The sequence below is a fragment of the Stanieria cyanosphaera PCC 7437 genome, from assembly GCF_000317575.1.
In the GTDB taxonomy this organism is placed as follows: Bacteria; Cyanobacteriota; Cyanobacteriia; order Cyanobacteriales; family Xenococcaceae; genus Stanieria; species Stanieria cyanosphaera.
The window spans coordinates 3,786,233-3,806,898 of record NC_019748.1 but is presented as its reverse complement, the minus strand read 5'-3'; the positions used below and the strand labels follow the sequence as shown (position 1 = coordinate 3,806,898).

Below are 20,666 nucleotides of genomic sequence, written 5' to 3'. Positions count from 1 at the left end.
TTTGCTTTTGTTTCTGATTTGTAAGATTAGTTTATCTGTCAAAAAGTTTTTATTTAATTAGGATGAAAATAGTTGTAAATTTCCTGTGCCAAACTGTTACCAATACCAGGGACTTCTGTTAATTGCTTAGGGGAAGCTTCGCGAATATAATCAACCGAATGAAAATGAGCAAGTAACTGTTTTTGTCTGTGGAAACCTAAACCAGGAATTTCTTCTAAACGCGATCGCGTTGTTTTTTGTAGTCTTTGTTGACGATGAAAACTAACAGCAAATCGATGGGATTCATCACGAACTCTGCGTAATAATTGAACTCCTGGTTGTTCAGCATTAGTAGTTAATGGTTCAGATTCTCCTGGTAAAAAAATCTCTTCTCTTTTTTTGGCTAAGCTGACAACTTTGACTACTTCTAATAAGTTTAATTCTTGTAAAACAGCTACGACAGCAGATAGTTGTCCTTTGCCACCATCAATCATGACTAAATCGGGAAAGTCTTCATTTTGGGCAGATGTAGAAATTAAATTATCATCGACTGCATATTTACGAAAACGACGACGAATTACTTCCGCCATACTAGCAAAGTCGTCAGAATGACCAATGGTAACCGTAGGATTTTTGATTTTATAGTGGCGATAGTGTTGTTTAGCTGCGACTCCATCGATAAAGACTACTTGAGAAGCAACGGCATTAGAACCCTGAATATGAGAAATATCGTAACCTTCGATGCGTTTAGGAAGTTCTGGTAAATCTAAGATAGTAGCTAAGTCTTGTAACGCTTGTTCATTGCGATCGCTATTTTTTTGAGTTCGTTCTAATTCGTATTGGGCATTACGTTCGACCATTTCAATCAATTCAGCTTTGGTTTGTCTTTGGGGAACAACTAAATTGACTTTGCGCCCTTTTTGTTGGGTTAACCATTCGCTTAAAATTTCTGCTTCGGGTAGTTCATGCTGCAATAAAATTTCGCTGGGAATTTCTACCGAGTCTACAGTTGCATAGTGTTCTTCTAACACTCGTTGTAAAATAGCCCCTGGTGTAGCAGATTGTGCTTCAGCAAAGAATCCTAACCTTCCTACTAATCTACCAGCCCGAATTTGAAATAATTGAATACAGCAATGTTGATTGTTACTAGTTAGAGCGATCGCGTCACGAGAAATGGTATCATCGGGTAAGGAGACTTTTTGATCGGCATTGAGAGCGTATAAAGCTTTAATTTGGTCGCGGAATTTGCCTGCTTGTTCAAAATTTAACTCCTCAGCAGCTTTTTCCATCTGTCCTTGCAGCATTTTAACTAATTCATCCGTTCTGCCTTGGAAAATCATCGCTACTTTTTGCATCGTTTGACGATACTCTTGAGGCGTAATTAAACTTTGACAAACACCAGGACAACGCCCTAAATCGTAATTGAGGCAAGGACGATCTTTAAATAAAGGTTTGGGACGCTGACGTAAGGGAAAAGTGCGTTTGATAATATGAAGAGTGAAACGTAATAAACGAGTATCTACATAGGGGCCATAATAGCGGTCTTCTGGTTTGTTTAATTTTCTTTTACGGGTAATAAAAATCCGAGGATACTCTTCTGACCAAGTGATACAAACGTAGGGATATTTTTTATCGTCTTTTAGTAGTACGTTGTAGTAAGGTTGATGTTGTTTGACGAGATTGGCTTCTAAAGCTAAGGCTTCCGCTTCAGTATCGGTAACGATAAACTCAATTTCAACGATCTGACGCACCATCATTTTAATGCGGTCACTTAATCGATTAGTATCGCGGAAATAAGAACGAACTCGCGCCCGCAGTTTTTTAGACTTACCAATATAAAGAATATCACCTTGGCGATCGCGCATGAAATAGACTCCAGGTTCAGTCGGGATTTCTTTGAGGCGAGTTTCTAAACGTTCGGAATTTTTAATCAGAGGAGTAATTTCTGTTAAAGCAGTCATAGAGTAAAAGATTGAATAATCTAGAAAAGCTGTCAAAAGTTATGATGGCACTTAAATTAAAGATAAATAAAAACACTTGATTGTTGTTGCCCAATGAGCAATTTTCCTCGCCGTCAGTTGTTGATAGCAATAATTGGTTTAGTTATAGCGATCGCTTTTGCTACAGTTAATAACTTAATTGCGGTTAAAGCAGTTTCCGATCCCAAAATTAAAATCGTGGTAATTAGTGATCTTAATAGTCAATACGGTTCGACTACCTACGAACCCGAAGTACATCAAGCAATATCTTTAATTTTAAAATGGCAACCAGATTTAGTTCTTTGCGGTGGTGACATGATCGCAGGACAAAAATTAAGCTTGAGTACTGAACAAATCAAAGCAATGTGGGCTGCGTTTGATCGTCAAATTGCTCAACCCTTGCGCGATCGCTCTATTCCCTTTGGTTTTACAATTGGTAATCACGATGGTTCAGGGGCAAGATCCGAAGGAAATCAAATTTTTCAAAGAGAACGGAAGTTAGCCTCAGCTTACTGGAACGATTCTAAATATAATTATAATTTAAATTTTGTAGATCAAGCTGAATTCCCCTTCTATTATACTTTTGAATCCCAAAGGATTTTCTTTTTAGTTTGGGATGCTTCGACTAATGTTATTTCTCCACAACAACTGAGTTGGGTAGAACAAAGTTTAGCCAGCAATGAAGCTCAACAAGCTATGATGAGAATTGCGATCGGACATCTACCCCTATATCCTGTAGCAGTAGGAAGAGAGAAATCAGGAGAGTATCTAGAAGAAGCGGAAAAGTTGCGTAGTCTGTTAGAAAAATATAAAGTTCATACTTATATTAGTGGACACGATCACGCTTACTATCCAGGCAAAAAAGGTCAACTTCAATTACTCAATGCCGGAGCTTTAGGCAGTGGTCCAAGACAGTTACTCAATAGTAATTTACCACCACGCAAAACTATTACCATAGTTGAAATTGATTTATCTAATTCAACCACAGTTTATACAACCTACGATCTTCAAACTTTAAAAATTGTTGATCCTGTCTCTTTACCACCAATTATTATTGCTCCTAATGGTAAAGTTTTACGTCGAGACTTAACCTAAGTAAAATAATCCTGATTATTGTTGATCTAGATCGGGAGCTTTCTTAGTTTTTCTCTGTAATAATTTTTATTAGGGATAACCCAAGCATAGAGTAAAGACGAGATGAATTTAAACAAATTGGGTGTCTATTTAGGAATACTAACACTCGGTGTTAGTGCTGGCTTTTGGAGTAGTCGTTATTTACGGCAACCTACAACTATTGTTCAAAAACCTTCAACCTATTCAAACACTATACCAACTTTATCTCCAGGCTCAAATTTCACCAATCTTAATCAAAACGTTAATTTTATTGCTCAAGCTGTCCAAAAAGTTGGGCCAGCAGTAGTAAGGATTGATGCTGCACGTCCAGTTTCTTCCGCCATTCCCGAACAATTTAAACAACCTTTTTTTCACCGTTTTTTTGGTAGCGATCAATCTGCCCCCGAAAAAGTAGAACGAGGAACTGGTTCAGGTTTTATTGTTAGTGCTGATGGTCGTTTACTAACCAATGCTCATGTGGTTGAAGGAACAGATCGAGTACAAGTAACTCTTAAAGATGGTCAAATTTATGACGGGGAAGTGTTGGGAGTTGATCTAATTACAGACATTGCTGTAGTTAAAATTGAAGGAACTAATTTACCAACCGTTACCTTTGGTGATGGTAATAATCTTACTCCAGGAGAATGGGCGATCGCAATTGGCAATCCTTTGGGTTTAGATAATACAGTAACAGTGGGAATTATTAGTGCAATTGACCGCTCTAGTTCTCAAGTGGGTGTACCCGATAAACGAGTTAAATTTATTCAAACTGATGCAGCAATTAATCCTGGCAACTCAGGTGGCCCTTTACTTAATGCTGAAGGAGAGGTAATTGGAATTAATACTGCGATTAGAGCGGATGCTCAAGGATTGGGTTTTGCAATACCGATTGAAACTGCTCAACGCATTGCTAATCAATTGTTTACCAAAGGTAAGGCCGATCATCCTTATCTCGGCATTCACATGATTACTCTCAATCCAAAAACAAAAGAAGAGATTAATCTTAATAGCGATTATCAGTTTGATGTAACCGAAGAAGAAGGAGTTTTAGTCGTTCGGGTTGTGCCTCAATCTCCTGCTGCTAAAGCAGGTTTACAAGCAGGAGATGTCATTAGTAAAGTCGGAAATCAGCCTGTAGAAACGGCTAATCACGTCCAAGAGCAAGTCGAAACCAGTGAAATCGGAACAGCTTTAGAAGTTGAAATAATCAGAAACGGTACAATAAAAGTTGTTGAAGTACGACCAGGAGCTTTTCCGCAATCAGAATTTGAATAGTGGATTGGTCGGATTTGTTTCGATGAGGCAATTGTGATTGAAGTAGAAGTTCATTCTTCCCTACGGGATTTTCTGCGAGAACAAAATAAAGAAAATTGGCCTCATCATTTGACTATGGCACGGTTGGTGGCTAGAGCTTTGCGATTATCTCGTCCGGCTTTAATTCAAACTGGTAGTAGTGTAGGTAAATATTGTCTCAGCTATCTGATGCCAGCTTTAGTTGGAGATTGGTCGGTTATTATTGTTGCACCTGAACCAGTACAATTTTACTTAATTGAAGATTTTATTCCTGCGCTACAAGCTTGGTTAGGTACTCACAAAAATGTCAGAATTGGAGAGCGTTGGAAAAATACAGATCATTTATTGCTAACCACACCTCAAATTTGGTTACGCGCCCGGATTAATCAGTCAGAACTTTTTCCCGCTCATATTCCGACAATTATTGATTGTGCTGACAATTTGGAAGATTGGGTACGTCAAGAATTAACGGTTAAGATTAACAGGTTCGATTGGGAAGAATTGAGTCAAAATGTACCTGAATATGCTGAATTAATCCGAGAATTTAGAATTAAATTAACAAAAGCTATCTTTTCTCGACCAGTCAACCCTTATGAATGTTATTTACTTGAACCATCAGAACAAGAAAATCTGTTTCAGTTGCTACAAACTTTAGCTAAACAACAATTATTAACTCCTAAACTGAATCAATTTTGGCATCAATGGCAACAACCCCAGACAATTATCTGGACTGCGATCGCTCGAAACCGAGGAGAAGTTACTTTATATACAGCCCCCGCAGACGTAGCATCTCTTTTAAGTCCGATTTGGCAACAGCAACCGATAGTTTTGATTGGTAGTTTTTTAGATTTAGAAGCCAATGCGCCTATTTATCGGCAACAATTAGGAATTGGTGAGATATTATCCCTAAAATTCTCCCCCAATCGGCAAAATGAACATATTAATCTTTATTTACCAGACCGTTTGCCATTGCCTAATACACCTCAATTTCGGCAAGCTTTAATTGAACAAACTCAAATTTTAGTTAATTTAAGTAGTCAAGTTAATCAGTCTGTAGTAATTTTGATTGATGATGTTCCTCTCAAAGCTCAAGTAGGAACGTTTTTAGCTGCCGAATTTGGTTCTCGAGTGCGGGTAGAACAAACTAATTTAGCTGTGGATGGCATTTTAATTAGTGGTTGGGAATTTTGGTGTAGTCATCAAACTCAATTGCCTACTCCCCAACTTTTAATTATTGCTACTTTACCTTTACCTTCTTTAGAAAATCCCCTGGTTGCTAGTCGAGTCGCCTATTATAAAAGTCAGCGACAAGATTGGTTTCGTCTTTATCTATTACCCAGTGCTTTAAGAAAAATTCAGCAAGCGATTTTACCTTTAAGAGAATCTCAAGGAGTAGTAGCTTTATTAGATAATCGAGTTAACTACCGTAGCTACGGTAAAACAATTTTAACTGCCCTCGAACCTTGCGCTCGCATTAATTTTATTGATCCTACTTGGTTTAATTTCGCTATATCTGAATAAATACTCCCAGTAGCTTAATTATCTCAATTAGTTAAATATTTGCTTCAAATAGATTGTTGTTTAAGTAATAGGTAATTAGTAATTATTTATCTGCCTAATCTTCCTAATCTTTCTAGTAACCAATCATTACCTTCTTCTGTCATTGGATAGTTGGGGATTTTCTTTAACTTATTGAGTCTCTCAAAGATTGAAGTTCGTCTTGGTGCATCGTCATGAGAACGCACTTCGCTTCGATCATAAATAGATCTTGATGGAGTTTGTTCCAAATAAAAGCTACTTTTGGGTTTTACAGGTTCAGCTTTGATTGAAGGTTTTTTACTGGTTACAGAACGAGAAGGAAAATTTTCAACTGGTAAATCTTTAACTACTTCTAACATAAATTTGCGCCAAATTTCAGCAGCGATCGCACTAGTTCCATGAGTTGCTTGATTATTGTCATTTCCTAACCAAATTCCTGTAGTTACTTGAGGAATATAACCGATAAACCACAGATCACGAGCCTTGTCAGAAGTTCCTGTTTTGCCTGCTACTGGTCGTCCGATTTGAGCGGGTATCCCAGTACCACTATTAACTACTCCTTGTAACATCCAAGTCATCGTGGCGGCCGTATCTTGATCTATGGCTGTTTGGGGTTGAGGTTTAGCTTCGTAAATAATTTTACCATAGCGATCGCGGATACGCTCAATGCCATAACCTGCTTGATAAACTCCTTGATTAGCTAAAGTTGCATAGGCATTGGTTAATTCTAAAAGGTTAACTTCCCAAGCGCCTAAAGCTAGAGAATAGGTAGGAACTAATTCTGATTGAATACCCATTTTCTTAGCAATTTCAATAGTCGGTTCCCAACCTACATCGATCAAGGTGCGTAAGGCAACCACATTAATTGAAGCAGCTAAAGCATCATAAAGAGATACTTCCCGATGACGATATTTATCTCCATAGTTTTTGGGTTGATAACCATCGACCATATATTCAGAATCGAGATAAGATTTGTAAGGAGAAAAACCTGCTGCGATCGCTGCTGTATAAACAAAGGGTTTAAAAGTTGAACCTGGTTGACGTTGAGCTTGAGTAACGCGGTTAAATTGATTATTACCAAAATCTCTTCCTCCCACCATAGCTTTAATTCCACCAGTACGAGGATCGAGGGAAACTAAGGCTGCTTGTTGAAAAGTTTGCCACTTACCATAGCGATCTAAAGCTTCGTTAATCTTATCTTCTGCTGCTTGTTGCCATTGGTAATTGAGAGTAGTTTCTACGACTACACCTCCTGCGTGCAAAATGTCTGGAGAGACGTATTGAGGAAGTTGTTTCTGAATATAATCAGTAAAATAGGGAGCAAATCTTTGGAATCGTTTGAGTTGGTGAGGCTTGAGCGTTAAAGGAGAAGCGATCGCTGCTTGGACGGTTTTGCCATCGATTAATCCTTGTTGCGCCATTTTATTTAAAACAATGTTACGTCTTTGTTGAGCTAACTCAGGATTGTTAATCGGAGAATAAAGACTGGGTGCAGGGACAATTCCCACCAAAGTTGCTACTTCTGATAAAGTTAACTCGTTTAAAGACTTACCGAAATAAACCCAAGCTGCATCCGCTACTCCATAAGCACCAGCACCAAAATAAACTGAATTAAGATAGCATTCTAAAATTTCCTGTTTATTAAATCGTCCTTCAATTTGACTAGCAATAATAACCTCTTGTAGTTTGCGCCAGATCGTTCTTTGCTGATTGAGATAAACCATTCGTGATAGTTGTTGAGTAATAGTACTACCACCTTCAACTACACTTCCTGCTAATACATTACTAACAGCAGCCCTAGAAATACCTAAAAAATCTATGCCATCATGGTCATAAAAACGACGATCTTCGCTGGCAATCAAAGCTTGAGTCAGAATTTGAGGAACTTCAGCCAGTTTAACTTTTTCATGAGTAACTGCACCAATTTCTTGTAAGACAGTCCCATCTTCAGCTTTGATCGTTAAAGTATCAGGACGAACATAGCTAGATAAATCACTAACTGTTTGAGGTAAACTTAACCTTAATTGTTGCCATGACCAACTAAAAGCGATCGCGCTACTACTAATCCCAATTACCATACCAATATTGAACCAAAAAGGTAATTTATTTTTCAGTTTCAAGATTGATAATTGTTGTAATGACTGAGATAGTAATGATGATGGAGTAGTGTTGGAAAGTTCTGGTTGACTGTTAGAAATCGGTTTCACGCTAGAAAAATCCTCAAGAGATGCAGCCAGCAAGGTGAAAGATTGGCTATAAAACAGAAATTTTGCTGTTTTTTAAATTAATTGAACTTAATTTGCCAATTTTTTCTGCTTTTTATCAACTCATTAACAAGTGATAATTTTGCTGCCGGCTATTTTAGCCTCTGAGATTTTTACCGAACAAAATCTTAACAGTTATGATACAGAAGTCAGAGTCAGTTATCAGTAGAGATGTAAAATGTTACGTCTGTACACCAGTTACCAGTTATAAATTATTACCTATTACTTTAAATTATTGAGAGTTAATGGACATTAGTTGATTGAACAGTTTGTAATTTTGATCAAAAATGCCCATCCTCTAGACAATCATCTTACTTAGAAATATTCACCACAGTTGCTATTTCAGGTTCAACAACTTGTGGAAATAAGAATTTTTGAGCGTAAATTTGAGGATTACCTTGGGCTATCTGAGTATAAGATTGACGAATCTGAGTATTAATCGCAACAGTTTTTACGTCATACATCTGAGTCGTAAACTTGGGATAAACTCCAATCCCAATAATCATAATTAGAAAACAAGCAGCAATAAATATTTCTCTTGGTTTAGCATCACTAAAATGTGCATCCGCTGGTAAGACACAATTTGTGCCAAAACAAACTGCTTGATCGTTATTTTTATTTTTTAAACTCGTATCTTCTAAAATACACGCTGGTGCTGTATGAGATTGGTAAAATACCTGTCTAAGCATTGAGAGTAAATAAATCGGTGTGAGGATTAATCCCACTGCTGCCAGAATCACAGTTACCGTACGGAAAGTAGAACTATAGATATCGCTTGTAGCTACTCCTACAAACACAGCAAGTTCACTAGCAAAACCGCTCATTCCAGGCAACGCTAGAGATGCCATCGCACCAACGGTAAACAGAGCAAATACTTTCGGCATTGCTTGAGCTAAACCACCCATTTTATCCATAAATAAAGTATGAGTGCGATCATAAGTAACTCCTGTTAGGAAGAATAAGACTGCTGCAATCAAACCGTGGGAAAGCATTTGTAACATTGCTCCACTGATTCCTAAGTCAGTAAAAGAAGCAATGCCTAACAAAACAAAACCCATGTGAGAAACTGATGAATAAGCTAGGCGACGTTTCATATTCGATTGCCCAAAAGAACTAAACGCGCCATAAATAATATTTACCACACCCAAAGTAGCGAGAATCGGTGCGAAATAAACGTGAGCATCAGGCAATACTTCTAAATTGAGGCGAATTAAACCGTATCCACCCATTTTTAAAAGTACACCAGCTAAAATCATCGAAACAGGTGCAGAAGCTTCACCATGAGCATCGGGTAACCAAGTATGAAGAGGGAAAATCGCTAATTTAACCCCAAACGCAATTAATAATCCTGCATACAGTGGTAATTCTAAAGCAAGGGGATAATCTTTTAATCCTAATTCGGCAAGATCAAAGGTAACATTATTGCCGTAAAAAGCCATTGCTAAACCGGCTACTAAAATAAAGATTGAAGCTGCTGCGGTGTAGAGCAAAAATTTAGTAGCTGCATAACGACGTTTTTCTCCACCCCAAATCGAAACTAAAAGATACACTGGCACTAGCTCTATTTCCCACATAATGAAAAAGAGCAGAATATCTTGCGCGATAAACACGCCGATTTGTGCTGAATACAATACCAGCATTAAAAAATAAAATAGACGAGGTTTGCGATCAACTTGCCAAGCAGAAAGAATTGATAGGCTAGTAACAAAACCTGCTAATAGTACCAACGGAGCAGACAACCCATCAACCGAAACTGCCCAGTTCATTCCTAACTGAGGCATCCAATTAAAATTATCTACAATTTGAAATTCGGCATTACTAGGATCGTAATGTTGCCAAAATACAAAACACATTAAAACAAAGTCTGCAACGCCTACACTCAAAGCATACCAGCGTACACGTTTGCCTTCTTTATCGGGTAAAAAGGGAATCGCTAAAGAAGCGAGTAGTGGTAGTAGAGCGATCGCGGTAAGCCAGGGAAATTGATCCGCTATCATGACAATGAGCAAAAATACTTAATATCGTGGATGGGATCATTATATTAAATTTTGTAAACAGTTAAACACGATTTTTTTCTAAGTTAAACATAGTATTTAATCTATAAATATTAATTTAGGATTGATTTTTATAAATTAAAACAATTGTTAGTCAAGTCCTTTGCGATCGCAACTGAGGGAAATAGAGAAAAGAGAAGTAAGTGTAAATTAACAAGCACTATCTACAAGTGGTAGTAGTAGCAGAAGAACTACTTCTAATTACGCCACCACCTGTACTACGGTTACTGCTGTAAGTAGAACTACTTTGGCTACATTTGCTAGAGCTAGAAACTTGAGATTGAGAAGAAGTAGAAGTAGAACGTGTACCGCGCCAATTGATTAGGCGATCTATCAAAGAAGGAGAAGGGTTATTTCTAATATTGATGCCGTTATTACCGATAGAAACTTGTGTATGACCATTTTTGACTTCGATATTATTGGCACTAGCTACTCCAGCAGAAACAATGATCAAAACTGGAATTAAGAATAAAGACTGTTTGGTAAACATGGTTGTAACTACTCCGTTAAAAAATAGTAAATCTTGAAACATCAATAGATAACCGCTTGTAGAAACTTATTATTTATTGTTAAGGTGGAATGCGGTATCTGGTAATAACCTTTCATTTATTGATATGTCTGCTTAATTTTATTTATGCAGAAAATTTAGTTAATGCTTAGGTTAAATATCGACCTCACCATCTCAATACGTCTGCTGACTTTTTTTTATGCAGGGGTTTGCTCAATTGACTACCAAAAAAGTTTTTAGCCTTTTACAAAAACTAGCTATTGGCATTATCATAGCTAGCTTGTTAATTAAACCTGTTTCTGCTCAATCTGTTCTCAAGCGTGCTGAACTATATAAGGTTCGTAACCAAGTCGATCTTAGTCGTCAAAATCAACCTAGCTGGAATCCCGCTCAACAAGGAGAAGCAATTGTTCCTCAAGATGCCGTTCGTACAGGAGCTAATTCTCGTGCAGAATTACTTTTTAATGAAGGGACATTAGTTAGAACTGGTGCAGGAACAATTTTTCGCTTTCCTCCAGGTAAACGTAACTTTGAGTTGGATAGTGGTGCAGCTTTAATGATGATTCGTCCAGGACAAGGACAAAGTATTATTACAACTCCAGAAGCAAAAGTTCAATCCCAGGGAACGGCTCTTTTTTTACAACACGATCCTAATCGCAATGCTTCTTTGATTGGAGTTCTTACTAATAGTCCAGCAGGATTAGTCCAAGTTTCTAATACTAATGGAGATATCACAATTCAACTGCAAGCTGGTCAATTTGTTTCTATTATTAATGGTGTAGTGGGATTAGTTGAATATTTTATCCTGCCAATGTTCTATGAAAGTGTTGAATTAGCAGTAGGCTTGGGAACTGGACAAGAACAATTGATCGCGCAAGAATCTCCCGAAGTTCAAACCACAATTAATGCAGTTCGAGCCGAAGCATTAGGATCATTACAGAATCAACTTTCTTGGTTAAATGGTTTTTGTCAAATCGAAGTTCAACCTCAGCAACTTTCTCCTTTGTTGCAATGGTTTGGTTTATCAGTACCAGGAGAGCAAATTGCACTCAAGTTTCCAGAAACAGATCTATTTGTAACTCCAGTTCGTTCTTTAACTGGGATAGCTTGGTTAGGAAATTATTGTCAAAACTATCGCAAATCTCAATCATCAAAATAATATTAAGAAATATTAAAAGCCAGAATCTTGAAAACCCGTCGCAATTGGCTCAAAGTGTAACAAGATTTGCTCAAACGTTACAGATTATTACTTTGTTTCTAATAAATGAGACTGTCGTATCCTCCATCTTTTATCTTCTATATTGGTTGGTCAAACGAGTAATTGACCAATACAGTAATCAAATTACAATCGATCACAATTAAAGGAGAGCTCAATGCTTGACGCTTTTTCCAGAGCCGTAGTTTCAGCAGATTCTAAAACTTCCTGTATTGGTGGAGAACAACTAGCTTCTCTCAGAAACTTTGTAGCTGAAGGTAACAAACGTCTTGATGCTGTAAACGCTATTGCTAGTAATGCTAGCTGTATCGTTTCAGACGCGATCGCTGGAATGATTTGCGAAAACCAAGGCTTAATTCAAGCTGGTGGTAACTGCTACCCCAACCGTCGTATGGCTGCTTGCTTACGTGATGGAGAAATTATTCTTCGTTATGTTAGCTATGCAATTTTATCTGGCGATGCTTCTGTCCTCGAAGACCGTTGTTTAAATGGGTTAAAAGAAACCTACACTGCTTTGGGTGTACCTCTCCAATCCACAGCTCGCGCAGTTGCAATCATGAAAGCTTCTTCCGTTGCTCATATCAACAATACTAATACTGAAGCTAATGGTGGTAAGAGATTCCGTAAAATGGAAATGAAAGACGGTGATTGCTCCGCTATTAGTTCTGAAGCAGCTAGCTACTTTGACAGAGTTGCTTCTGCATTAAGCTAATATTTTTCCCTTAATTAATGAAGCCAACGTTTATTCATAGTTAGCAGAAGTATATATCTAATAGCTTTTGTTCAAAGTAATTCAGGAGAAACTACAATCATGAAATCTGTTGTTACTACAGTTGTTACTGCTGCTGATGCAGCGGGACGCTTTCCCAGCACTTCCGATCTTGAGTCAGTTCAAGGTAGTCTTCAACGCGCTGCTGCTCGTTTAGAAGCTGCTGAAAAATTAGCTGGCAATATTGATAACGTTGCTCAAGAAGCTTATGATGCTTGCATTAAAAAGTATTCTTATTTGAATAACGACGGCGAAGCTAACTCTAGTCAAGTTAAAAAAGATAAGTGTCTTCGCGATATCAAGCATTATATGCGTTTAATCAACTACTGCTTAGTTGTTGGTGGTACTGGTCCATTAGATGAATGGGGTATTGCTGGTCAACGCGAAGTTTATCGTTCTTTAAATCTGCCTACCGCTCCTTACGTTGAGGCTTTAACCTTTGCTCGTAATCGCGGTTGCGCTCCTCGCGATATGTCTTCTCAAGCTCTAGTTGAGTACAATTCTCTGCTTGACTATGTAATCAACTCTTTGTCTTAGGCATAGTTGTTGTAAGTAAGCTGATTGGTCTTGATGCTTATCCGCTAATGGAGACTCTTAGTCTGTTGCTTTGGCTTCAAATAGTTAAAGTTCCAGCCTGAGAGTCTCTAGTTATTGTGATTGTAAAATTAGATTAAATTCATGACGCTTGATTCTTTGTTTGAACAATTAAAACATCCCAACCCTAATCTACGGAAACGAGCCATGCTAGAAATAGCAGAAGTTAGGGATGAAACAACGATTCATCGCCTGATGAACAATCTAGAAGCAGAAGATGTTGTCTATCGACGAGCTAGTGTAAAAACTTTAGGAGTGATTGGGACAGATGCAGTTTCTCCTTTAGTAGAGTCTTTACTCAATAGCGATAATCCTACAGTCCGCTCTAGCTGCGCCAAAGCCTTAGCACAAATTATTGTTAACTATCCAGAAGTTCCTTTACCTAGCGAAGGAATTGAAGGTCTAAAAAAAGCTATTAATGATCCTAATCCTGTAGTTTATATTGCTGCAATTATGGCTTTGGGGGAAGTTGGTTCTCCTACACTCGATCTTTTGCTAGAAGTATTACAAACAACTGATAATGTTGCGATCGCTGTAACGATTCTTAATGCTTTAGGTTCAATGGGTGATCCTAGAGCCATAGAAACTTTAACTCAATTAACCAATGATGAATCGGTCGATCCTTATGTCCGTGAGTCTGCTGTGAGTGCCTTATCTCGTTTAGAAATGGTGATGAACTATAATCAAGCTTGATAAATTTGGAGACATGATAGTGTTGAGAGCATTCGCGGTCTCGCCCAGGAGCGAGGTGCAGAGCGCTCGCTATGTCTTTAAACAAATAATTATCTTTATGATCTTTTTTTGAGATTTCAATTATACAATTTCGTATTTCTATAGTAGAAAGTGCAATAACACACATTCAGGATTAAAACTGAAAGATACTGTTTGTTTACCCTAACTGCGGTCATACTGAAGATAGGGACTAAGCTGCTATCAATTTAGCTAATGCACCTGAAGAAGTTATAACAAGTAGGGTTGCTTCGCCCCGAATTAAGGACACTGCGTTGGTGGGTTCCCCGACATTAGCAAGTGTTCGGTGCGCCTGTGGACTAGTAGTTGCCGACAACCTATATGGATAAGTTTTATAGAACAGTAGAACAAAATCTTATTTAGAAAAAATATAATTAACCACCAGAAAACAAGATGATTAAAATAAGCTAAGATCATCTGTTGCTTGCTAATTAATCTTTTATGGATGCTTTTGACTTAACTCCTCCTCAATGGACAGAAAGAGCCATTCATGCTGTACCTTTTGGTTGTCCAACTTGTAAAGCTAATGCTGCTTGCGCCAAAGCGGTGTGGCTCAATCGTCGCGCTCCTGTGACTGTTGAAAATTATCAGCGCAAATGGCAAGAATTTTATTGGTGTGAATGTGATACGGCTTGGTGGGCTTGGAGTAGCGATCGCTCTTTGACTCAGCAAAGCTGAGACCCCCCGACTTCAGATTTAACCATAACTGAAATTTAATCTAATTCCTTTTTAGTCTTTTACTTTGAACTGTCCCATCTCGATGCAATAATTTTTTTTTGAGGGAATAAAACCATTTATCCTAATACATGACTATCATCAAATTCACTTTCATATGCAGTTTTCTAAAATTCTGATTGCTAATCGGGGAGAAATTGCCCTGAGAATCTTACATACTTGTGCAGAAATGGGCATTGCTACTGTAGCAGTACATTCTACTATTGACCGTCAAGCCCTTCACGTTCAGTTAGCTGATGAAAGTGTCTGTATTGGTCCTCCTGTTTCTGGTAAAAGTTATCTTAATATTCCTAACATTATTGCTGCTGCTCTAACTCGTAATGCTACAGCGATTCATCCAGGTTACGGTTTCTTAGCCGAAAATGCTCGTTTTGCAGAAATTTGTGCCGACCATCAACTTACTTTTATAGGTCCTAGCAAAGAAGCAATTCTGGCAATGGGAGATAAATCTACTGCCAAAAAAACGATGCAAATGGCAGGAGTACCAACTATCCCAGGCAGTCAAGGTTTATTGAGAGACGAACAAGAAGCACTCATAGTAGCAGCGGCAATTGGTTATCCCGTCATGATTAAGGCTACTGCTGGAGGTGGTGGACGAGGAATGCGTTTGGTTCAAGATGAAAGTGAATTAACTAGATTATTTCAAGCTGCTCAAGGAGAAGCAGAAGCTGCATTTGGGAATGGAGGCGTTTATTTAGAAAAATTTATTAGTTGTCCTCGTCACATCGAATTTCAAATTTTAGCCGATAGTCATGGTAATGTGATTCATCTGGGTGAGAGAGATTGTTCTATTCAACGCCGTCACCAGAAATTATTAGAAGAAGCTCCCAGTGTGGCTCTTACTCCAGAGTTACGGCTCAAAATGGGAGAAGCTGCGGTCAAAGCAGCTAAATCGATTAATTATGTCGGTGCAGGAACGGTAGAGTTTTTGGTGGATGAGTCTGGTGATTTCTATTTTATGGAAATGAATACTCGGATTCAGGTAGAACATCCAGTGACTGAAGTAATTACAGGTTTGGATTTAATTGCCGAACAAATTCGCATCGCTCAAGGAGAGAAGTTACGGCTCAATCAACAACAAGTTGAATTGCGGGGTCATGCTATTGAATGTCGCATTAATGCGGAAGATCCTGCTTATAATTTTCGTCCTCATCCTGGTAGAATTAGTGCCTATTTGCCTCCTGGCGGTCCAGGAGTAAGAATGGATTCTCATGTCTATACTGATTATGAAATTCCAGCTTACTATGATTCTTTAATTGGCAAATTAATTGTCTGGGGGGAAAATCGGGAAGTAGCTATTAAACGAATGAAAAGAGCGTTAAGGGAATGTGCGATCACAGGAGTTCCTACGACAATTGGCTTTCACCAAAAAATTTTAGACCACCCTGCTTTTTTGGCAGGAAAAGTCTATACCAATTTTATCCAAGAACACCTAATGTAAGCTTTGCGCGATCGCTAGTGGGTATGCAATGCCATTGTAATTAATCCTTGTTGTCCTAGTAGTATTTCCCGTAATAATGTACAGATACCTACCCAAATAATGGGGGTGATATCTACACCACCAAGGGGAGCTACTATCTTTCTCAAAGGTTTTAGCAATGGTTCTGTCGGTAATGCGACTAAACTAAAAGGAAGACTATTTAAATTTATTTGAGGATACCAAGTTAAAACGATTCGGAAAATAAATAAAATAGTCAGCAAACCTAAACCAAGATTTAAAAACAAAACACTTAAACTAGAAACATCCATAATTAATCTTTTAATTTTGGCAATGTTACAGAATGTAAATTACTTTAATGTTTATTGTATCGTTGTCTAGAGGTTTAGTAAAAACTAAGCGATCACGCTTAAAAAAGCGTGATAAATTTAACTCTATAAAAATTTAATTGAAACTAAACTTTAGTTTAGGCAAAAAAACTTTTAGAATTATTAACGGGGCGTTGCCTATGCCTTGCCTTTAGAGGTCGAGGAGACCCCCTCATGAACTGAATTATCTATAGCAAATAAAAAGGATTTAAAAATTATGACTCCTTCATTAGCAAACTTTTTATGGAGTTTATTAGCTGGGGCTTTAGTTGTGGTTATTCCCGCGGTAGCAGCTTTACTGATTCTAAGTCAAAGCGATCAAATTAGACGCTCTTAAGCTTAAAGTATCATTAGGTAAATAAAAATTTACGCTCTGGCGACGAATAAACTGACACTTCGTCGCCATTTATGATTCTGGAGAATTATTACCAAAAGCGAAGCCAATTGAAATTTTAACGAGCAGTAACTACTGATGAACGAATCTTCGTCTTTCACTACCAGTCAATCCTTACTCCAGCAAATAGCATCACTGTTAATCTATCAATCTGTCTTTGATCATGAAGTAGGTCAAGTTTTTATTTCTCTTCTTAAAACCTTATCTAAAGATTTTAATAATAATGATATCTTCACTGCACCAAAAGCGATCGCACCCAGAACAGCCCTAGATTGTCTACAAGTTTATGGTTATTGGTTTAGAACTTTAGCAGCACACAATCAAAGCTGGCAAGATTATTTGATTACTCAAATACTTTTGGATCATAATCCCTTCACTCAACAAATCCAAACAACTCCTCTAGAAAAGTTACCTTCCGCTTTAATTGACGCAGTTAAACACGATCTCCGAATACTTCAGCAAATTTGTCAATACGACAGCAAATATTTGAGTAAGTGGGTACAAGTTGCTTCTCAATCGGCTTTTACTCCTATTTCCTGGCAATTAGAAACTTCTCTTGCTACTTTTTTACACCATCACCACGACTGGGCAGAAGCTATATCAGATTTAGCTAATTATTATTGTCAGCACGGTACTGGAATTTTTGCTCAATATCATGCTTTACGCTGGCAAGAAGGAAAATTATTAGGAATTTCTAATCCCGATCTAGTTGAGTTAACTACTATTGTTGGTTACGATTTACAAAAAGAAGCCCTTATCAAAAATACCGAATTTCTTTTGGCTGGTTATCCTGCTTTGCACGTTTTATTATATGGAAGTCGAGGTTCAGGAAAATCTTCTTTAGTTAAAGGCTTATTAACTAAATACAGTCAAGCAGGACTAAGATTAATTGAAGTAAGTAAATCAGAACTAAAAGAGTTACCTTTAATTGTTGAACAAGTACGCAATTTACCTCAAAAATTTATTATCTTTGTCGATGACTTATCCTTTGAAGAAGACGATGATGCTTTTAAAGCTCTTAAAGTAGTTTTAGAAGGAAGTTTAACTGCCAAAGCAAATAACACAGTTGTTTATGCTACTTCTAATCGACGACATTTAATTAGAGAATTTTTTAGCGATCGCCCTAAATTAAGTGATAATGATGAAGTTCACGCTTGGGATACTGTACAAGAAAAATTATCCTTTAGCGATCGCTTTGGTTTAACTTTAACTTTTGAACCCGCTAATCAAGATACTTACTTACAAATTATTAAACATTTAGCTCAACAAGCCAACATTAATTTTCCTCAAGAACAATTAGAATTTCGTGCTAAACAATGGGCTACTCGTCATAATGGACGTTCTGGACGTACTGCTAGACAGTTTATTGATTACCTTAAAGCAGAATTAGCTATTACTCAATCAGATTAGTCTGCAAAATTTTGTTAATTTTAAATCGATATTTGGGAACTCTTCCAATAAGACTATGGAAATTAACTATCGATCAAAGGGAATAGAGGCAAAAAATTTTGAATAACTCATAATTTGATTATTATCAAAAACTCTTGCCATCTTAATTCTACTTGATTGTATGATTCCGCAGTTGATTAGAACAAGCTAACTCAAACTTACTCGAGTCTATAGTTAGCCTAGATTTCTAAACTGAAAAGTTAGCTTAAACATATTAAGAAAGATGGAATCAACTAAATTAATTAATAAGATTCTGTTTAGTTCAATAGCTTTCGGAGTCAGTTTTGGCGTTGGAATGCTTGTCAATGACAAAGATGTTAAAAAAGCTTTAATTACAGGCGGATTAGCTGGTACTGCTGGTTTAACAGGAATATTAGTTAGTAACAAAAAAAGAACAGAACAAGATAATTTAATTTCTACATCAACAGAAGCAGAAATTAAAGAACTTCAAGTTCAAGAAAATCAATTAAGGCTTTCTATTTCTGAAAAAACTAATAGAATGCAAGAAGTAGAAGCAAACATTAATTCTCTACAAACAGAACACGATCAACTTCTCAGTATTATTGCCGATTTAAATGGTCAAAAACAGCAATTAGAAACAGAAGTCAATCATTGGCAAACTCAAATTCAAGAGATAGAACCACAAAAACAACAATTAGAAGCCGAAAGTCAAAATTTACAAGCTCAAATTCAACAACTACAAGAACAACAAGAACAATATAATCACAACCTAGCCTCTCTACAATTAGAAAAACAAGAATTAGAAGCTCATCTCGCTGCTCAACATTCTCAATTGGAACAATTTACCTATCAAGCAGATCAAATTCAACAAGAAAACATTAATCAATCTATCAGCGAGTTTGAAAACCAAAAACAACAATTAGAAGCCGAAAGTCAAAATTTACAAGCTCAAATTCAACAACTACAAGAACAATATAATCACAACCTAGCCTCTCTACAATTAGAAAAACAAGAATTAGAAGCTCATCTCGCTGCTCAATATTCTCAATTAGAACAATTTACTTATCAAGTAGCTCAAGCTCAACAACAGCAACAAGAATTTAATCAATCTATTATCGAGCTTGAGGAGCAAAAGCAACAATTACTATTAGATAATCAACATTTACAAACTGCAATCGAATCGCAGGAACAATTAGAACCTATTTTTACTTCTACAAAAGCCAATATAGAAAATTATATAGAAGATCAAGATCAACCAGCAGAAGCAGAGGAAGTAAACGAATTTGTTAATCTTCCAGTATCTTTCTCAAACGAATTAACAAATACACAAGAATTTTTTGATTTATCAACTCAATTAGACGCTACCAATACAAATTTTAGCGATCAAACTGATTTAACAGAAGACAGTTTAACTGCTTTGATGCCTGAGTCTGAAACTGATTTATCGCAGACAGATTTAGAGGCTTTAATGTTTGAAACCGAAACTGATAGTAGTAATGAGCAATTTGAGGAACCTAATTTATCTGACTCTGATTTAGATGCTTTGATGTCAGAAGCTGAAGCTGACAGTAGTGATGAGTTATTTGAGTCGGAAGATTTAACTGCTTTGATGCCTGAGTCTGAAACTGATTTATCGCAGACAGATTTAGAGGCTTTGATGTTTGAGTCTGAAGCTGATAGTAGTAATGAGTTATTTGAGCAATTTGAGGAACCTAATTTATCTGACTCTGATTTAGATGCTTTGATGTCAGAAGCTGAAGCTGACAGTAGTGATGAGTTATTTGAGTCGGAAGATTTAACTGTTTTAATGCCTGAGTCTGAAACTGATTTATTGCAGACAGATTTAGAGGCTTTGATGTCAGAAGCTGAATCTGACAGTAGTGATGAGTTATTTGAGTCGGAAGACTTAACTGCTTTAATACCTGAGTCTGAAACTGATTTATCTGACTCTGATTTAGAGGCTTTGATGTCAGAAGCTAAATCTGACAGTAATAATAAGATCGTTCTCAAAGAGTTTGATCAAATGGAAGAAAAATTAGATCAATTAGATAACTTAGTTGATTCTGTTACCAAAGCATCTTTTGACGAATTCAAAGATTTATTAGACTCAACACAAGAAACAGAAGATGAATTAGATTTGGATGATTGGGAAATAAGCAAAATTACCAATTCCTAAACCTGACTAGATATTAATGTTGTTTCCATCATACGCATCTGTTGGTCGACAAAAAAATCAACTTCCCTAACAAATAATGGTTGTATT

General features: G+C 37.1%; 17 protein-coding genes. 12 read left to right on the top strand and 5 right to left on the bottom strand.

Going from position 1 to position 20,666, the window contains the following annotated elements:
- Nucleotides 1–53 precede the first annotated feature (53 nt).
- Nucleotides 54–1,940, bottom strand: coding sequence for an excinuclease ABC subunit UvrC (gene uvrC, locus STA7437_RS16495; RefSeq protein ID WP_015194528.1), 1,887 nt, complete (start codon nt 1,938–1,940; stop codon nt 54–56).
- A 93-nt stretch (nt 1,941–2,033) separates the two neighbouring features.
- Between uvrC and STA7437_RS16490 the strand changes: the two genes are divergently transcribed.
- The 3 genes from STA7437_RS16490 (at nt 2,034) to STA7437_RS16480 (ending at nt 5,885) form a co-directional block, all read left to right on the top strand.
- Nucleotides 2,034–3,053 carry a metallophosphoesterase family protein gene (locus STA7437_RS16490; protein WP_015194527.1) on the top strand — a complete coding sequence of 340 codons (1,020 nt, stop codon included), beginning with the start codon at nt 2,034–2,036 and terminating at the stop codon, nt 3,051–3,053.
- A gap of 102 nt (nt 3,054–3,155) precedes the next feature.
- The gene (locus STA7437_RS16485; RefSeq protein ID WP_015194526.1) at nt 3,156–4,346 is read left to right on the top strand and encodes an HhoA/HhoB/HtrA family serine endopeptidase; all 1,191 of its coding nucleotides are present in this window, start codon (nt 3,156–3,158) and stop codon (nt 4,344–4,346) included.
- 33 nt (nt 4,347–4,379) lie between these two features.
- A complete protein-coding gene (locus STA7437_RS16480; RefSeq protein ID WP_015194525.1) occupies nt 4,380–5,885 on the top strand; it encodes a helicase C-terminal domain-containing protein in 1,506 nt (501 codons plus the stop codon).
- 86 nt (nt 5,886–5,971) lie between these two features.
- Here STA7437_RS16480 and STA7437_RS16475 read toward each other — a convergent pair whose 3' ends face one another.
- The 3 genes from STA7437_RS16475 to STA7437_RS16465 all read right to left on the bottom strand — a co-directional run bounded on the left by STA7437_RS16475 (nt 5,972) and on the right by STA7437_RS16465 (nt 10,753).
- Complete coding sequence (locus tag STA7437_RS16475) at nt 5,972–8,110, bottom strand: PBP1A family penicillin-binding protein (RefSeq protein ID WP_015194524.1); 2,139 nt, start codon at nt 8,108–8,110, stop codon at nt 5,972–5,974.
- Between the two features lie 368 nt (nt 8,111–8,478).
- Complete coding sequence (locus STA7437_RS16470; protein WP_015194523.1) at nt 8,479–10,164, bottom strand: NAD(P)H-quinone oxidoreductase subunit 4; 1,686 nt, start codon at nt 10,162–10,164, stop codon at nt 8,479–8,481.
- Nucleotides 10,165–10,381: 217 nt separating this feature from the next.
- Nucleotides 10,382–10,753: a hypothetical protein gene (locus STA7437_RS16465; protein WP_015194522.1), complete on the bottom strand. Its 372-nt coding sequence runs from the start codon at nt 10,751–10,753 to the stop codon at nt 10,382–10,384.
- A gap of 175 nt (nt 10,754–10,928) precedes the next feature.
- Here STA7437_RS16465 and STA7437_RS16460 point away from each other — a divergent pair, with 175 nt between their 5' ends.
- The 6 genes from STA7437_RS16460 to accC all read left to right on the top strand — a co-directional run bounded on the left by STA7437_RS16460 (nt 10,929) and on the right by accC (nt 16,234).
- A complete protein-coding gene (locus STA7437_RS16460) occupies nt 10,929–11,888 on the top strand; it encodes a FecR family protein (RefSeq protein ID WP_015194521.1) in 960 nt (319 codons plus the stop codon).
- Nucleotides 11,889–12,102: 214 nt separating this feature from the next.
- Nucleotides 12,103–12,657: a globin family protein gene (locus STA7437_RS16455; protein WP_015194520.1), complete on the top strand. Its 555-nt coding sequence runs from the start codon at nt 12,103–12,105 to the stop codon at nt 12,655–12,657.
- A 99-nt stretch (nt 12,658–12,756) separates the two neighbouring features.
- Entirely contained in the window at nt 12,757–13,251 is a 495-nt protein-coding gene (locus tag STA7437_RS16450) for a globin family protein (RefSeq protein ID WP_015194519.1), read from the top strand.
- Between the two features lie 141 nt (nt 13,252–13,392).
- Complete coding sequence (locus STA7437_RS16445) at nt 13,393–14,001, top strand: HEAT repeat domain-containing protein (RefSeq protein ID WP_015194518.1); 609 nt, start codon at nt 13,393–13,395, stop codon at nt 13,999–14,001.
- A gap of 498 nt (nt 14,002–14,499) precedes the next feature.
- The gene (locus tag STA7437_RS16440) at nt 14,500–14,736 is read left to right on the top strand and encodes a hypothetical protein (RefSeq protein ID WP_015194517.1); all 237 of its coding nucleotides are present in this window, start codon (nt 14,500–14,502) and stop codon (nt 14,734–14,736) included.
- Between the two features lie 154 nt (nt 14,737–14,890).
- Complete coding sequence (gene accC / locus STA7437_RS16435; RefSeq protein ID WP_015194516.1) at nt 14,891–16,234, top strand: acetyl-CoA carboxylase biotin carboxylase subunit; 1,344 nt, start codon at nt 14,891–14,893, stop codon at nt 16,232–16,234.
- 14 nt (nt 16,235–16,248) lie between these two features.
- Here accC and STA7437_RS16430 read toward each other — a convergent pair whose 3' ends face one another.
- Complete coding sequence (locus tag STA7437_RS16430; protein WP_015194515.1) at nt 16,249–16,542, bottom strand: YggT family protein; 294 nt, start codon at nt 16,540–16,542, stop codon at nt 16,249–16,251.
- A gap of 274 nt (nt 16,543–16,816) precedes the next feature.
- Here STA7437_RS16430 and psbX point away from each other — a divergent pair, with 274 nt between their 5' ends.
- From psbX to STA7437_RS16415, 3 genes are all read left to right on the top strand, one after another.
- Nucleotides 16,817–16,936 (top strand): photosystem II reaction center X protein, encoded by a 120-nt coding sequence (gene psbX / locus STA7437_RS16425; protein WP_015194514.1) that lies wholly within the window; start codon nt 16,817–16,819, stop codon nt 16,934–16,936.
- 135 nt (nt 16,937–17,071) lie between these two features.
- A complete protein-coding gene (locus STA7437_RS16420; RefSeq protein WP_015194513.1) occupies nt 17,072–18,403 on the top strand; it encodes an ATP-binding protein in 1,332 nt (443 codons plus the stop codon).
- 262 nt (nt 18,404–18,665) lie between these two features.
- Nucleotides 18,666–20,579 carry a coiled-coil domain-containing protein gene (locus STA7437_RS16415; protein ID WP_015194512.1) on the top strand — a complete coding sequence of 638 codons (1,914 nt, stop codon included), beginning with the start codon at nt 18,666–18,668 and terminating at the stop codon, nt 20,577–20,579.
- Nucleotides 20,580–20,666: the final 87 nt, after the last annotated feature.

Coding starts and splice junctions, on each gene's coding strand:
- STA7437_RS16490 (WP_015194527.1), top strand. CDS start 2,034: ATGAGCAATTTTCCTCGCCGTCAGTTGTTGATAGCAATAATTGGTTTA.
- STA7437_RS16460 (WP_015194521.1), top strand. CDS start 10,929: ATGCAGGGGTTTGCTCAATTGACTACCAAAAAAGTTTTTAGCCTTTTA.
- STA7437_RS16455 (WP_015194520.1), top strand. CDS start 12,103: ATGCTTGACGCTTTTTCCAGAGCCGTAGTTTCAGCAGATTCTAAAACT.
- STA7437_RS16440 (WP_015194517.1), top strand. CDS start 14,500: ATGGATGCTTTTGACTTAACTCCTCCTCAATGGACAGAAAGAGCCATT.
- psbX (WP_015194514.1), top strand. CDS start 16,817: ATGACTCCTTCATTAGCAAACTTTTTATGGAGTTTATTAGCTGGGGCT.
- STA7437_RS16430 (WP_015194515.1), bottom strand. CDS start 16,542: ATGGATGTTTCTAGTTTAAGTGTTTTGTTTTTAAATCTTGGTTTAGGT.
- STA7437_RS16420 (WP_015194513.1), top strand. CDS start 17,072: ATGAACGAATCTTCGTCTTTCACTACCAGTCAATCCTTACTCCAGCAA.
- uvrC (WP_015194528.1), bottom strand. CDS start 1,940: ATGACTGCTTTAACAGAAATTACTCCTCTGATTAAAAATTCCGAACGT.
- STA7437_RS16470 (WP_015194523.1), bottom strand. CDS start 10,164: ATGATAGCGGATCAATTTCCCTGGCTTACCGCGATCGCTCTACTACCA.
- STA7437_RS16450 (WP_015194519.1), top strand. CDS start 12,757: ATGAAATCTGTTGTTACTACAGTTGTTACTGCTGCTGATGCAGCGGGA.
- STA7437_RS16415 (WP_015194512.1), top strand. CDS start 18,666: ATGGAATCAACTAAATTAATTAATAAGATTCTGTTTAGTTCAATAGCT.
- STA7437_RS16445 (WP_015194518.1), top strand. CDS start 13,393: ATGACGCTTGATTCTTTGTTTGAACAATTAAAACATCCCAACCCTAAT.
- accC (WP_015194516.1), top strand. CDS start 14,891: ATGCAGTTTTCTAAAATTCTGATTGCTAATCGGGGAGAAATTGCCCTG.
- STA7437_RS16465 (WP_015194522.1), bottom strand. CDS start 10,753: ATGTTTCAAGATTTACTATTTTTTAACGGAGTAGTTACAACCATGTTT.
- STA7437_RS16485 (WP_015194526.1), top strand. CDS start 3,156: ATGAATTTAAACAAATTGGGTGTCTATTTAGGAATACTAACACTCGGT.